The organism is Methylobacterium sp. 1973 (assembly GCF_040545035.1).
In the GTDB taxonomy this organism is placed as follows: domain Bacteria; phylum Pseudomonadota; class Alphaproteobacteria; order Rhizobiales; family Beijerinckiaceae; genus Methylobacterium; species Methylobacterium fujisawaense.
Window position 1 is genome coordinate 527380 of the sequence record NZ_JBEPLA010000001.1, and the last position, 12330, is coordinate 539709.

Here is a 12330-nt window from a genome sequence, read left to right on the forward strand (position 1 = left end):
GCCACGATGTGGTCGCTGTCGACGCAGCAGCCACGCGGCTGCAGGAGCCATCCCCCTGGAGATTACCACCGTCGTGGTGACCGGGCCGGCCGATCAGATCGGCGCCGTGCAGATCCCGCTCACCCGGCTCGAGAAGGCGCTGCTGGCCTGGCATCGGGACAGTGACCTGTCGCGGCGCCTGGCGACGATCCCCGGTCTCGGCATCGTCTCGGCGACGGCGACGGCGCTGGCCGCTTCGGTGAGTGAGCCCGAGCGCTTCCGCAATGGTCGACGGTTCGCCCCCTCGCTGGGCCGGACACCGCTGCAGAACTCCAGCGGCGGCAAGGAGCGCCTGGCCCGGGTCTCGCGCATGGGCGACCGCGACCTGCGCCGCCTGCTCGTGATCGGCCTGACCCCTCTGGTCCGGCGCGCGAAGGCGATGCCGACCTCGATCGACCCGCGGCTGCCGGCGCTGCTCCAGCGCAAGCCGGTCCGCGTTGTGACTGTTGCGGCGGCCAATCGCACCGCACGGGTCGCCTGGGCGATCATGACCCGCGGCGGTAGCGACACCGCATACCGGCGGCCATTGCCGCCTGACGGCACGGCGAGGAGACTTTTCCAGGTTGCGCGGACGATGAGACTTGATGGCGAACCGGTCAGACCGGGAGGCGGGACACCCCGGAATACGTCGTCGGCGTCATGGCCCGCAAAGCAGAGTGGGACCCAGCGCGCGGATACCATCAGGGCCAGCGGTCAACATCAATGCCTGCATCGACAGGCCGGACACAAGACTGCACCCGACCAACGCGTCCGAAGCCCAACTCGTCACTTGCAATGCGGGCGCCTTCCACACAGGACGCTCCACCTTCGATTGTCGAAGAGCGTGTCAGCCCGCGAGTTTGCCTGCGATCCCATAAGGTCCGATTCCGCCATGATGTGGATGCTGTCCTGTCCTGCGATCGTCTGCTCGGCCAGGGTTGCCAGCATTCGTGGCGACGCCCGCCACTTCCGCGGCTCAAGCGAACGAACTACGCTTCGATCGGCTCAGGGCGCGGCATGTTCGATTGGAATGACCTAACCTTCTTCCTGGAACTCGCCCTCACGGTCGGGGGAAGCGGGTTTTCGGCTTCATCTGCGCCGTGGCGTTCGCGACGATGCTTGCGGTCGTCGCAGGACTGACGCTGTCCGGGGTGGCGACGGTCTGCCACGACCTCTGGGTCAACGTCGTTCGCCAGGGGCATTCCTCCGAGTCCGAGCAGCTCACGGTCGCGCGGATCGCGACGGTCGCCATCGCCGCCCTGGCGGTGTTCCTGGGCATCGTCTTCGAGGGTCAGAACGTCGCGTTCATGGCCGGGCTCGCCTTCGCCGTCGCGGCCTCCGCGAACTTTCCCGCGCTGCTTCTGTCCATCACCTGGAAGCGGTTCATGACCCCGGCGGCGGTCGCCAGCATCGGCGTCGGGACGTTCTCCGCCCTCCTGATGATAGGGCTGCCACCCACCGTTCAGGTGGACATGCTCGGGAAGAACCTCGCCGACGCCTCGCGAGCCTGGTGGTTCGTCCCGATGAAGAACCCGGCCATCATCAGTATGCCGCTGTCCTTCATCGTGGCGGTCGCCGTCTCGCTCCTCACTCGAGAGGACGGCGTCGCGAGCACCTTCCGCGAGATGCGCCACCGGATCATGTTCGGGAAGGCGCGGGAAGCCTATCCGGAACGCTGACTTCTGGTCTCCGACGCAATGGGATGGGGTGTCGATTGACGCCCTGTCCCCGCGTTCAAGCTCCGGCGGACGGTCTGTCGGTATCAAGAGGCCTGAGAGGGACGGAGAGCGTTCTCGTCGCTGAAGGCCAGCGTGCGTGCGAGACCCTCCGACGGGACACCATGCTTGGTAGGACCGCACCGTGGCCCGGTTCACTGCCGCGGCGTCGTGATCGTTGTGTGGATTGTCTGCCGTCACGACGCCCCGCCTGCGCCTCGTCCCGTCGCTTCCGCCGATGCCGCGCTTCCGATTTTTGACCGATCTGTGAGATTGATTGGCATCGACCTTGCGAATGTCCTTTGCGCCCGCTTCCGGTCACCGGACCCGAAGCGCGACGTCGAGAGGAGTTCGGGGGATGAGTGCGATGGACCGTCGAAAGGTGCTGAAACTGGCGATGGCGTCCGCAGCCGGCACCGTCGCGATGCCGTTCGTCGCGCGGAAGGGCCTCGCCGCCGAGCCGATCAAGCTCGGCAGCCTGCTCGACGGATCGGGCGCGCTGGGCCTCGAAGGCAAGCGGATGATCGAGACCACTGAGTACGCGGTCGAGCAACTCAACAAGGCTGGCGGGCTGCTGGGGCGGCCGATCCAGCTCATCGCCTACGACACGCAATCGTCGATGCAGCTCTACACCCAGTATGCCCAGCAGCTCGCGCTCAAGGACAAGGTCGACGTCATCCAGGGCGGCATCACCTCGGCTTCACGCGAGGCGATCCGGCCCATCTTCGACCGCGCGAGGACTCTCTACTTCTACAACACCCAGTACGAGGGCGGCGTCTGCGACCGCAACGTGTTCTGCACCGGGTCGACCCCCGCGCAGACCGTCAACCACATCGTCGATTATGCCCTCAAGACCTGGGGCAAGAAGGCCTACATCATCGCGGCGGATTACAATTACGGGCACATCACCGCGAGCTGGATGACGAAATTCATGAAGGACGGCGGCGGCTCGGTGCTGGGCACCGACTTTTTCCCCCTCGACGTCACCAACTTCTCGTCCGCGATCAGCCGCATCCAGCAGGCGCAGCCCGATCTCGTCCTCTCGGCACTGGTCGGCGCCAACCATTCGGGCTTCTATCGCCAATGGGACGCGGCGGGCATGAAGTCCAAGATCCCGGTCGGGTCGAGCGTGTTCGGGCTCGGCGACGAACTGACGACGATGGATCCCTCCACGACGAACGGGATCATCACCTGCTACGGCTGGTACAACGACCTCGACACACCCGCGAGCAAGGCCTTCGTCGCCGGCATGCAGGCGAAGTTCGGCGCCGACGTCACGGATCTCAGCGAGCTCGACACCGCCACCTACGAAGGCATCCTGTTCTGGGCCGAGGCGGTGAAGAAGGCCGGCTCGATCGAGCGCGACAAGGTCATCGCCGCCCTGGAGAGCGGCCTGTCGATCGAGTCCCCGACCGGCAAGGTCACGATGGACGGCGCCACCCACCACACCATCCGCAACACCTATCTGGCCCGCCCGAAGGACCGGAAGTGGGAGATCCTCGCCACCTTCCCGAACTCGTTCCCGGCCGATACCGGCGGCGCCTGCGATCTGATCAAGAATCCGCGCACCAACAAGCAGTTCACACCGGACCTGAAGGGCTGAGGGCGATGGATCTCGCCGGACTGCTCGCCTTCAACGTCATCACCGGCATCGCCACCCTGGTCCTGATCACCCTCGGCCTCGGGGTGATCTACGGGATGATGCGCATCATCAATCTCGCCCACGGCGAATTCATGATGCTCGGCGCCTACACGGCGGTCATGGCGAGCGGCGCCGGGGTCAACATCTGGATCGCGATGCTCGTCCTGCCGCCCCTGGTGGTCGGCGTGATCGGGCTGATCCTGGAGCGCACCGTCATCCGCTTCCTCTATGGGCGGATGATGGACACGATGCTCGCCACCTGGGGCATCAGCCTGGGCTTGATCGGGCTGATCACCACGCTCTACGGCAACGTGGTGCGCGGGGTCTCGACGCCGGTCGGCAGCTTCGACATCGGGCGCTACGGGGCGAGCCTCTACAGCCTCGTCATCGTGGCGACGGCACTGGCCGCGCTGGGAGCGATGTTCCTGGTGCTGCGCTTCACCAAGTTCGGCCTGATCCTGCGCGCGACCATGCAGAACCCGCGTATGGCCGCGGCGCTGGGGGTGCAGCCGAACCGCATCTACATGGCGACCTTCGCCCTCGGCGCCGCCCTGGCGGGCCTTGCCGGCGGGGTCCTTGCCCCGATCTCGGGCGTCTCCCCGGCCATGGGCGCGGCCTACATCGCCCGCGCCTTCATCACGGTTCTCGGCGGCGGCCCCGCCATCGTTACCGGCACCGGCCTCGCCTCCAGCCTGTTCGGCGTCATCAACGAACTCGTCTCGTTCAAGACGACGCCGGTCATCGGCGACGTCGCCCTCCTCGTCGCGGCGATCCTGCTGATCCGCGTCCTCCCGCAAGGCATCACCGGCCGCTACCTGAGGCGCAGCCTATGACCTCCGCAGCCCCCGCCCGCCGGCTCTCCGCCGCGGGATTCCTGGCGACCCTGGCCCTCGGCCTCGCCATCCTGTTCGGGGCGCCGCACGCCCTCGATACGTTCGGCCTCGTTCAATGCACCGGCTTCGCGGCGCTCGCGATGTTCGGCCTCTCGCAGGGCTTCGTCTGGGGCTTCGCGGGGGTGATGTGCTTCGGGCAGGCGGCCTTCCTGGGGCTCGGCGGCTACGCCTACGCGGTCGCGGTCCTCAACATGGGCGACAGCAGCGTGCCGGTGCTGCTGTCGATCCTGGTGCCGATGCTGTTTGCCGGCCTGCTCGGCTACTTCATGTTCTACGGCCGGATCAGCGACGCCTATATCGGCGTCATCACGCTCACCGTGTCGGTGATCCTGTTCCAGCTGGTCAACGCCACCTCGGGCAGCCAGTACCGGATCGGCGTGGCGGAACTCGGCGGCTTCAACGGCATCCCGGCGATCCCCGCTCTCAATGCGCCCGGCCATCCCGACGAGCCCCTGGACATCGAGGGGATCTGGTACGCCGCGATGGGCGCGCTGATCCTCGTCTACGCCCTGCTGCGGGGGATCCTGGCGAGCCGCCTCGGCCGCGTGGTGGTGGCGATCCGCGAGAACGAGACGCGGGCGCAGCTGATCGGCTACGACCCGCGCCTCTACAAGCTCATCGCCTTCATGATCGCCGCGGGGGTCGCGGGCCTCGCCGGCTGCCTCTACGCCAACTGGGGCGGCTTCATCAGTCCGACGGTCTTCGCCCTGCCGATGTCGGCGCAGGTGATCATCTACGTGCTGGTCGGCGGTCTCGGCACCCTGATCGGGCCGATGCTCGGCGCGGTGCTGATCCAGGCGCTGATCATCGCCGCCGGCAGCCAGAGCGCGGTGGATTCCAACCTCGGCCTCGGTCTCGTCCTGGTCGGCTTCGTCCTGCTGGTGCCCCAGGGCCTCGTCCCGGTCGCCCGCAGCCTCGGCCTGCGCCTGCTGGAGCGGCGGCCGCGCAGGGTCGCCGGCACGGCGCAGGACGGGTTCGCCACGGGGAGCGCACGATGAACGCCCCGAGCCCGCTCACGGGCCATCACGGCGCGCCGCTGCGCCCCCTCGTCGAGGCTCGCGGCGTGACCATGCGGTTCGGCGGCGTGACCGCGGTCGCCGATGTCGACTTCACCCTCGGGGAGGTCGAGCTGCGCTGCCTGATCGGCCCCAACGGCGCCGGCAAGAGCACCTTCTTCAAGATCCTGACCGGGCAGCTCAAGCCCACCGAGGGCCGGGTCCGCCTGCGCGACACCGACATCACCGGGGCCGAGCCCCACGCCATCGCGCGGCTCGGCGTCGGCATCAAGACGCAGGTGCCCAACGTGTTCAACGGCCTCTCGGTCCACGAGAACGTCTTCGTGGCGGCCGGGCGGCGCAAGTCCATCGCCCGCACCCGCCGCATCGTCGACGAGACGCTGACGCGCCTCAACCTCACGGGCATCGCCGGGCGGACCGTCGGCCAGCTCGCCCACGGCCAGCGGCAATGGGTCGAGATCGCTACCGTGCTGGCCCAGGAGCCCGAGCTGATCCTCCTGGACGAGCCCGCCGCCGGCATGACCCACGAGGAGGTCCACCGCACGGCGGAGCTGATCCGCGAGATCAACCGCACCCACGCCCTCATCGTGGTGGAGCACGACATGCCGTTCATCCGGATGATCGCCAAGACCGTGACGGTGTTCAACCAGGGCCGGATCCTCATGGAGGATACGGTGGACGCTGTGCTGGCCGATGCCCGCGTCCGCGACGTCTATCTCGGCAAGCAGGCCGCCTGACATGACCGCCTCAGCCAGCCCGCCGCTCCTCTCCGTCGAGGGCCTGCATTCCGGCTACGGCCGCATCCCGATCCTCGGCGGCGTCACCCTCGCGGTGCGACCGGGGGAGTTCGTCGGCATCCTCGGCCACAACGGCATGGGCAAGACCACGCTGCTGCGCACCCTGATGGGCTACCTGCCGGCCACCGCCGGGGAGGTCCGGTTCGAGGGGGCCGACATCACCCGGCGCAGCCCGACGGCCCGGGCCCGGATGGGCCTCGGCTACGTCCCCCAGGGCCGGGAGATCTTTCCGGCGCTAAGCGTGCGCGAGAACCTGCGCATGGGCTGCCTCCTGTCGAAGCGCGGCGAGGACGAGACCATCGCCGACATCCTCGCCACTTTCCCCCGGCTGAAGGCCTATCTCGACCGGCCCGGGGGCGCCCTGTCGGGCGGCGAGCAGCAATTGCTGGCGCTCGCCCGCTGCCTGTGCGGCGGGCCGACCATCCTGCTGCTGGACGAGCCGACGGAGGGCATCCAGCCCTCGATCATCGAGGAGATCATCGAGATCCTCCTGCGGATCGGGCGCGAGCGCGGGATCGCGCTGCTCCTCGTCGAGCAGAACCTCACCTGCATCACCGGCCTCTCGGAGCGCATCCTGATCCTTCAGAAGGGCGTCATCACCCGCGAGGTCCCGCCCGAGGTCGCACGCGACCGATCGCTGATCGACGAGTTCGTCGGCATGGCCTGAGCCGCCGACGCCCCGCCTGTCCGTCCCAAGCCCGGAGTTTCCGATGGATGCCGCCCCGACCGACGCGCCCGATCTTGCCGGGATGCTGTCCGAGATGACCGTCGCCGACGCCCAGGCCGCCTTCGCGCGCGGCGTGACGGCCGAGGCCCTGACCCAAGCCTTCCTGGCCCGGATCGAGACCTACAACCCGCGCTACAACGCGGTGATCTTCCTCAACCCGCACGCCGTCGAGGAGGCGCGGGCGATCGACCGCCGCCGGGCCGCCGGCGAGGCCCTCGGGCCGCTGGCCGGGGTGCCGGTCGTGATCAAGGATACGATGGACGTCGCCGGCCTGCCGACCACGGCCGGCTGGCACTTCCTCTGCGCCAAGGCCGGGGGCGTCGACCTGATGCCCGCCACCGACGCGCCCGTGGTGGCACGGATGCGCGCGGCCGGCTGCGTCATCCTCGGCAAGACCAACGTGCCCGTGCTGAGCGCCACGGGCAGCCACGCCAACGACAGCTGGGCCGGCCCGACGCTCAACGCCATGGCGCCCGACCTCCTGCCCGGCGGATCGAGCGCCGGCACTGCGACCGCCGTCGCCGCCAGCCTCGCGGTGTTGGGGCTCGCCGAGGAGACCGGCGGCTCGATCCAGAACCCGGCCTCGGCGCAGGGTCTCGTCGGCATCAAGCCAACCTTCGCCCTGGTGCCCAATACCGGGGTGGTCCCGCTCGCCGGCAGCACGCGCGACGTGGTCGGGCCGATCGCCCGCTGCGTGCGCGACGCGGCGCTGACCCTGGATGCCTTGGCCGGCTACACCGCGGCCGATCCGAAGACCGTGGCCGGGATCGGCCGCCGTCCGAAGGGCGGCTACGCTGCCAAGCTCTCCGAGACGGCCCTGCGGGGCAAACGCCTCGGGCTCTACGGGCCGGGCTGGCGCGACCGGGCCCTCTCCGCGGAGACGATCCAGCTCTACGCCCGGGCCCAGGATGAGATTGCCGCACGGGGCGCCACCCTGGTGGCCGATCCCTTCGCGGGCAGCGGCTTCGCGGAACTCGGCCAGCCCGTCGCCGGCCTCGATCACTACGATGCCCGGGGCATCGAGAGCGTGCTCTACGACCTCCACCACTATCTGCAACGGCTCGGTCCGCAGGCCGCCTACCGGACCCTCGCCGAATTCGATGCCGCCACGAAGGCGGAAGATCCCCTGGCCCCGGGCGGCGTCCTCGACTGGATGAATCAGGTGCCGGCCTTCGCGGCCTGTCGCGCGGATCCCCTCGCCCCGCCGGATCTCTCGGATTTCCTGGCGGCGCGCGAGCGCTACCTCGACATCTTCACCGCGGTCATGGCGGAGCAGGGTCTCGACGCCCTGGTCTTCCCTCAGACCCGCGACGCGGTGCCGGCCCTGCACGGGTCGGAGACGATCCACGAGACCACCGTGTGCGAGATCAACATCGCCGGGCTGCCGGGCGTGGTCGTGCCGGCCGGCCGCTACGCCTCGGGCTCGCCCTTCTGCCTGATCTTCGTCGGGCCGCTCTGGAGCGAGGCCGACCTCCTCGGGCTCGCCTACGATTACGAGCAGGCGACCCGCCACCGCGCGGCCCCCGACCTCCGGGCTTGAAGGGATAGCGCCCCGCCGTGAAGGCGGCGGGGCTACCCGGCCGGCAGAGCCGGCGTCGGCTCGGCGGGATCCTCCCGGCGCAGCGCGACGCCGCTGGTGCCCTGGGCCAGCATCGCCCGCAGCAGCGCCTCCATCTGCCCGGCGGCCGCCTCGACCGAAAGGCCGCCCTCCCGGATGTTCGAGATGCAGTTGCGCCGGGAATCGGGCAGCCCCGGCTCCGGGCCGAACGTGACGTAGCAGCCGAGGCTGTCCGAGGCCGACAGGCCCGGCCGCTCCCCGATTAGCACCACGACGCAGCGCGCCCCCAGCCGCGCCCCGATGGGATCGCCGATCGCCACCCGCCCCTGGCTCGCGACGACCACCGGGGCGAGGCTCCAGCCCGCCCGGCGCACCCGCGCCGCGAGCGCCGTGGCGGCGGGGACCGCGTTCAGCGCGACCGCCGTCGCCGAGAGCCCGTCCGCGATCACGATGGCGACGTCGAAGCCCGGCCCGTGACCGTCGAGCACCGTGGCGGATTCCGGAGCGAGGCTGCGGCCCCGGTCCGGCCGGCGCAGGTACTCCGTCCGGTCGGACACGGCGGAGCGGACCTCCACCGACTCCAGGCCCTGGGCCCGCAGCGCTGCGCCGATCGCGGCCGCGTCGAGGGGCGTCCAGACCGCCTCGCGGGCGCGGGCATGGTCGAGGCCGAAGGCGAGCGCCGCGCCGGTGGGAAGGCCGGCGCCGTGCGCGCCCAGGGCGATGCGGGCCTGGGTCAGCCCGCGCAGATCGCGCAGCGTCGGGGTGCCCGCGTGGGCCGGCTTGGCCGGCTCGGTCGGGTCGCTCACGCGGCCCGCCCGGGCAGGAGCCGGGAGGCCGCGGCGAGGGCCGGGGGCAGCACGCCCGTGGCGCTGGTGAGCCGGCCCTGCGCGTCCGTGATGCGCACGTCCCGGAGCCACGCCTCGAATTCCGGGGCCGGCGGACGGCCCAGGGTCTCGCGGGCGAAGACCGCGTCGTGGTGGGACAGCGACTGGTAGTTCAGCATCACGTCGTCCGCCCCCGGCACGGTGATGACGAAGTTGACGCCGGCTGCGCACAGCAGGGTCAGGAGCGCGTCCATGTCCTCGCCGTCGGCATCGGCGTGGTTGGTGTAGCAGACGTCCACGCCCATCGGCAGGCCGAGCAGCTTGCCGCAGAAGTGGTCCTCCAGCCCGGCCCGGATGATCTGCTTGCCGTTGTACAGGTATTCGGGGCCGATGAAGCCCACGACCGTGTTGACGAGGAGCGGGTCGAACTCGCGCGCCACCGCGTAGGCGCGCGCCTCCATGGTCTGCTGGTCGACGCCCCAATGGGCGTCGGCCGAAAGGGCCGAGCCCTGGCCGGTCTCGAAATACATGACCTGGCCGCCCGCCGGGCAGCGGCCCAGCGCCCGCGCCGCCTCCGAGGCCTCGCGCAGGACGGCGAGGTCGACGCCGAAGCCGGCATTGGCCTTCTGCGAGCCCGCCACCGACTGGAACACGAGGTCGACAGGTGCGCCTTTCGCCATGGCCTCGATCGCCACGGTGACGTGGCCGAGGCAGCAATGCTGGATCGGCACGTCGAGGCGCAGCCGCAGGGTCTCCAGAAGCTCGACGATGCGGATGTAGTCCGGCAGGGAATCGGTGGCCGGGTTCACGCCGATGACCGCGTCGCCCGAGCCCATCAGCAGGCCGTCGAGGGCCGAGATCAGGATGCCCTCGGACGAGTCGGTCGGATGGTTCGGCTGGTTGCGGGTGGCAAGGCGTCCGGGCAGGCCGATCGTGGAGCGGAAGCGCGTCACGACCGGCCGCTTGGCGGCGACGGCGACGAGGTCCTGCAGCCGGCAGATCTTGGAGACCGCCGCGACCATCTCGGGCGTGAGGCCGGGCGAGAGGGCGGCGAGCGCCTGCGCGTCGGCGGCGGGGGAGAGCAGCCACTCGCGGAAGGCGCCGACCGTGAGGGACGAGACCGGCGCGAAGGCCGCCGCGTCGTGCCGGCGGGCGATCAGATCGGAGACCTCGTCCTCCTCCGAGGGGATCAGCTCCTCGGCCAGGAAGGTCTTCAGCGGCAGGTCCGCCAGCGCGATCTGCGCGGCCAGGCGCTCCACCGGCCCGTCGGCGCAGAGGCCGGCGAGCTGGTCGCCGGACCGCTCCGGCGTCGCCTTGGCGAGCAGGCGGCGCAGGTCGGGGAAGGTGAAGCGTGTGCCTTCGATCGTCGTCGCGTAGGCCATGGCGGGCGCTCCCGGCGCGCTGTCGGACGTCAGGGAACCCGATCCTGCAGCATGTCGAGGGCGGCCTCGTGCAGGTCGGGCGTGGCGGCGGCGAGCACCCGCCCGTCCGAGTCGAGGGTCAGCGCGGAGCCCGCCCAGTCGGTGATCACACCGCCGGCCGCCTCGATCACCGGGACGAGGGCGAGGTAATCGTAGGGCTGGAGACCGGTCTCCGCGACCAGATCGCAATGGCCGGAGGCCAGCAGACCGTAGGCGTAGCAGTCGCCGCAGAACCGCCGGATGCCGACGCGGTCGACGAGGCGCCGGTAGCGCGCCGCGTCCGAACCGGAAAAGCCGTCGGGCGTGGTCGTGAAGAACCGCGCCGCGGCGAGGGACCGGCAGGTGCTGGCCCGGGTCGGCGCCCCGTTGAACGTGGCCGCGCCCGGCATGCCCGCCCAGCGCTCGCCGAGGGCCGGCATGTCGATGACGCCGACCACCGGCCGGCCGCCGTCGAGGAGGGCGATCAGGGTTCCGAACAGCGGCAGCCCGGTCACGAAGCTCTTGGTGCCGTCGATCGGGTCGATGACCCAGACTGGGCCCTGGCCCGGCGTCACACCCATCTCCTCGCCGACGATGCCGTGCTCCGGAAAGCGCGCCGCAATCCGCTCGCGCAGGAGCGTCTCGATCGCCCGGTCCGCCAGGGTCACGGGGCTCGCATCCGCCTTTGCGATGATGTCGAGTTCCGTGCGGAAGTGGCGCATCGCCACCGGTCGGGCCGCGTCGGCGAGCCCGGTCGCGAAGGCCAGAATCTCGCCTGCGGAGGGAAGCGCTTCCGGCATGGTTAGAGCGCCTTCAGGAAAGCAGGCCACCGCGTGTCGTTCATGATCGAGCGGGCGCGCATGTGTTTCCAGATGCCGTACTTGTAGAAATCGAAGTCGAGGTCCGAGATGCGGTTCTGCACCATCGCCCAGGTCGACCATTTCACGTCGGCCAGAGCTTTGTGCACCATCAGCCGAGCGAAGAGCTGGTCGCTGTACCGACCGAAATACATCTCGATCACCGTGCGATCGACGTCCTCGGAGAAGAACATTTCTCCGCTCCAGATCGCGAGGTCGTAGAGGCGATCGTTGTTGGAGGCGTATTCGAAGTCGATCAGCAGGATCGAACCGTCCTCGCCGATCAGGAAGTTGCCGGGCATCGGATCGTTGAAGCAGGGCACGAGGTCGATGCCGGAGGCCTCCAGGGCAGCCCGTGCGAGGCGCGTCTGACGGGTGAGCCAAGCCTGATCGGGCGGCAGCAGCGCGCCGAGGTCGACGGCCTGACGGTCGTGCTCGTCGATCATGTCGAACACCGTCTTGGTGAGCGGCAGCAGAGGCGCGTCGTGGAAGCGGCGATAGAGGGCAATCGCCTCGCTGCGCACGGCCGCGTCGGCGAAGTCGCGATTGGTGGAGGGCCGGCGGCCCTCCACGAACTCCGCGATCTCCACGTCTTCCGCGTCGAGATAGTCGAAGGTGCGCGGGCCGAGGCCGATCGCCTCCGCCTGCCGGCTCGCGGCGCGGGCGGCGGCCCGATCGATGAACATCTCGGTGCCCCGCCCGGGCATCTTCACGAAATAGGGGTGCGCCTCGCCCGCGACCTCGACGCGCCAGTTCGTGTTGCTGATGCCGCCCAGGACCGGCCGATAGCGCATCGGCCGCCCCTGCCACGGGGCAACCCGGTGAAGGGTCGCCTCGAAGGCTCGCTCGGCCTCGGTGCGTCCGCCTCCGAAAGGGATCATGC

General features: G+C 70.0%; 10 protein-coding genes and 2 pseudogenes. 8 read left to right on the forward strand and 4 right to left on the reverse strand.

Translation table 11 applies throughout. From position 1 onward, the window contains the following. Positions 1 to 73: 73 nt before the first annotated feature. The 8 genes and pseudogenes from ABIC70_RS02625 to ABIC70_RS02660 all read left to right on the forward strand — a co-directional run. A pseudogene (locus ABIC70_RS02625) lies at positions 74 to 576 on the forward strand (transposase); the annotation flags it as partial. A gap of 495 nt (positions 577 to 1071) precedes the next feature. Then, positions 1072 to 1697 (forward strand): annotated as a pseudogene (locus ABIC70_RS02630) (solute symporter family protein); the annotation flags it as partial. 403 nt (positions 1698 to 2100) lie between these two features. Further along, positions 2101 to 3336 carry an urea ABC transporter substrate-binding protein gene (locus ABIC70_RS02635; RefSeq protein WP_091994908.1) on the forward strand — a complete coding sequence of 412 codons (1236 nt, stop codon included), beginning with the start codon at positions 2101 to 2103 and terminating at the stop codon, positions 3334 to 3336. Positions 3337 to 3341: 5 nt separating this feature from the next. Then, the gene (locus ABIC70_RS02640) at positions 3342 to 4208 is read left to right on the forward strand and encodes a branched-chain amino acid ABC transporter permease (protein ID WP_043389184.1); all 867 of its coding nucleotides are present in this window, start codon (positions 3342 to 3344) and stop codon (positions 4206 to 4208) included. Then, positions 4205 to 5266, forward strand: a complete 1062-nt coding sequence (locus ABIC70_RS02645) for an ABC transporter permease subunit (protein WP_354438802.1) — start codon at positions 4205 to 4207, stop codon at positions 5264 to 5266. The genes ABIC70_RS02640 and ABIC70_RS02645 overlap by 4 nt, the downstream gene beginning before the upstream one ends. Further along, positions 5263 to 6021, forward strand: coding sequence for an ATP-binding cassette domain-containing protein (locus ABIC70_RS02650; protein ID WP_354438803.1), 759 nt, complete (start codon positions 5263 to 5265; stop codon positions 6019 to 6021). Before ABIC70_RS02645 ends, ABIC70_RS02650 begins: the two co-directional genes overlap by 4 nt. A gap of 1 nt (position 6022) precedes the next feature. After that, entirely contained in the window at positions 6023 to 6748 is a 726-nt protein-coding gene (locus ABIC70_RS02655; protein ID WP_182591349.1) for an ABC transporter ATP-binding protein, read from the forward strand. A gap of 43 nt (positions 6749 to 6791) precedes the next feature. Next, positions 6792 to 8348: an amidase gene (locus ABIC70_RS02660; RefSeq protein ID WP_053610316.1), complete on the forward strand. Its 1557-nt coding sequence runs from the start codon at positions 6792 to 6794 to the stop codon at positions 8346 to 8348. Positions 8349 to 8380: 32 nt separating this feature from the next. On the opposite strand, the gene eutC is transcribed toward ABIC70_RS02660, so the two are convergent. The 4 genes from eutC to ABIC70_RS02680 are packed head-to-tail and all read right to left on the reverse strand — an operon-like array spanning position 8381 to position 12328. After that, positions 8381 to 9172 carry an ethanolamine ammonia-lyase subunit EutC gene (gene eutC / locus ABIC70_RS02665; protein WP_354438804.1) on the reverse strand — a complete coding sequence of 264 codons (792 nt, stop codon included), beginning with the start codon at positions 9170 to 9172 and terminating at the stop codon, positions 8381 to 8383. After that, a complete protein-coding gene (locus tag ABIC70_RS02670) occupies positions 9169 to 10572 on the reverse strand; it encodes an ethanolamine ammonia-lyase subunit EutB (protein WP_354438806.1) in 1404 nt (467 codons plus the stop codon). The genes eutC and ABIC70_RS02670 overlap by 4 nt, the downstream gene beginning before the upstream one ends. A gap of 29 nt (positions 10573 to 10601) precedes the next feature. After that, positions 10602 to 11390, reverse strand: a complete 789-nt coding sequence (hisN, locus tag ABIC70_RS02675) for a histidinol-phosphatase (protein WP_354438808.1) — start codon at positions 11388 to 11390, stop codon at positions 10602 to 10604. A 2-nt stretch (positions 11391 to 11392) separates the two neighbouring features. After that, complete coding sequence (locus ABIC70_RS02680; RefSeq protein WP_179697553.1) at positions 11393 to 12328, reverse strand: phosphotransferase; 936 nt, start codon at positions 12326 to 12328, stop codon at positions 11393 to 11395. Positions 12329 to 12330: the final 2 nt, after the last annotated feature.

Bases quoted from the DNA above. Each gene is read 5' to 3' on its own strand.
- ABIC70_RS02635 (WP_091994908.1), top strand. From the start codon at position 2,101: ATGGACCGTCGAAAGGTGCTGAAACTGGCGATGGCGTCCGCAGCCGGC.
- ABIC70_RS02640 (WP_043389184.1), top strand. From the start codon at position 3,342: ATGGATCTCGCCGGACTGCTCGCCTTCAACGTCATCACCGGCATCGCC.
- ABIC70_RS02645 (WP_354438802.1), top strand. From the start codon at position 4,205: ATGACCTCCGCAGCCCCCGCCCGCCGGCTCTCCGCCGCGGGATTCCTG.
- ABIC70_RS02650 (WP_354438803.1), top strand. From the start codon at position 5,263: ATGAACGCCCCGAGCCCGCTCACGGGCCATCACGGCGCGCCGCTGCGC.
- ABIC70_RS02655 (WP_182591349.1), top strand. From the start codon at position 6,023: ATGACCGCCTCAGCCAGCCCGCCGCTCCTCTCCGTCGAGGGCCTGCAT.
- ABIC70_RS02660 (WP_053610316.1), top strand. From the start codon at position 6,792: ATGGATGCCGCCCCGACCGACGCGCCCGATCTTGCCGGGATGCTGTCC.
- ABIC70_RS02670 (WP_354438806.1), bottom strand. From the start codon at position 10,572: ATGGCCTACGCGACGACGATCGAAGGCACACGCTTCACCTTCCCCGAC.
- hisN (WP_354438808.1), bottom strand. From the start codon at position 11,390: ATGCCGGAAGCGCTTCCCTCCGCAGGCGAGATTCTGGCCTTCGCGACC.
- ABIC70_RS02680 (WP_179697553.1), bottom strand. From the start codon at position 12,328: ATGATCCCTTTCGGAGGCGGACGCACCGAGGCCGAGCGAGCCTTCGAG.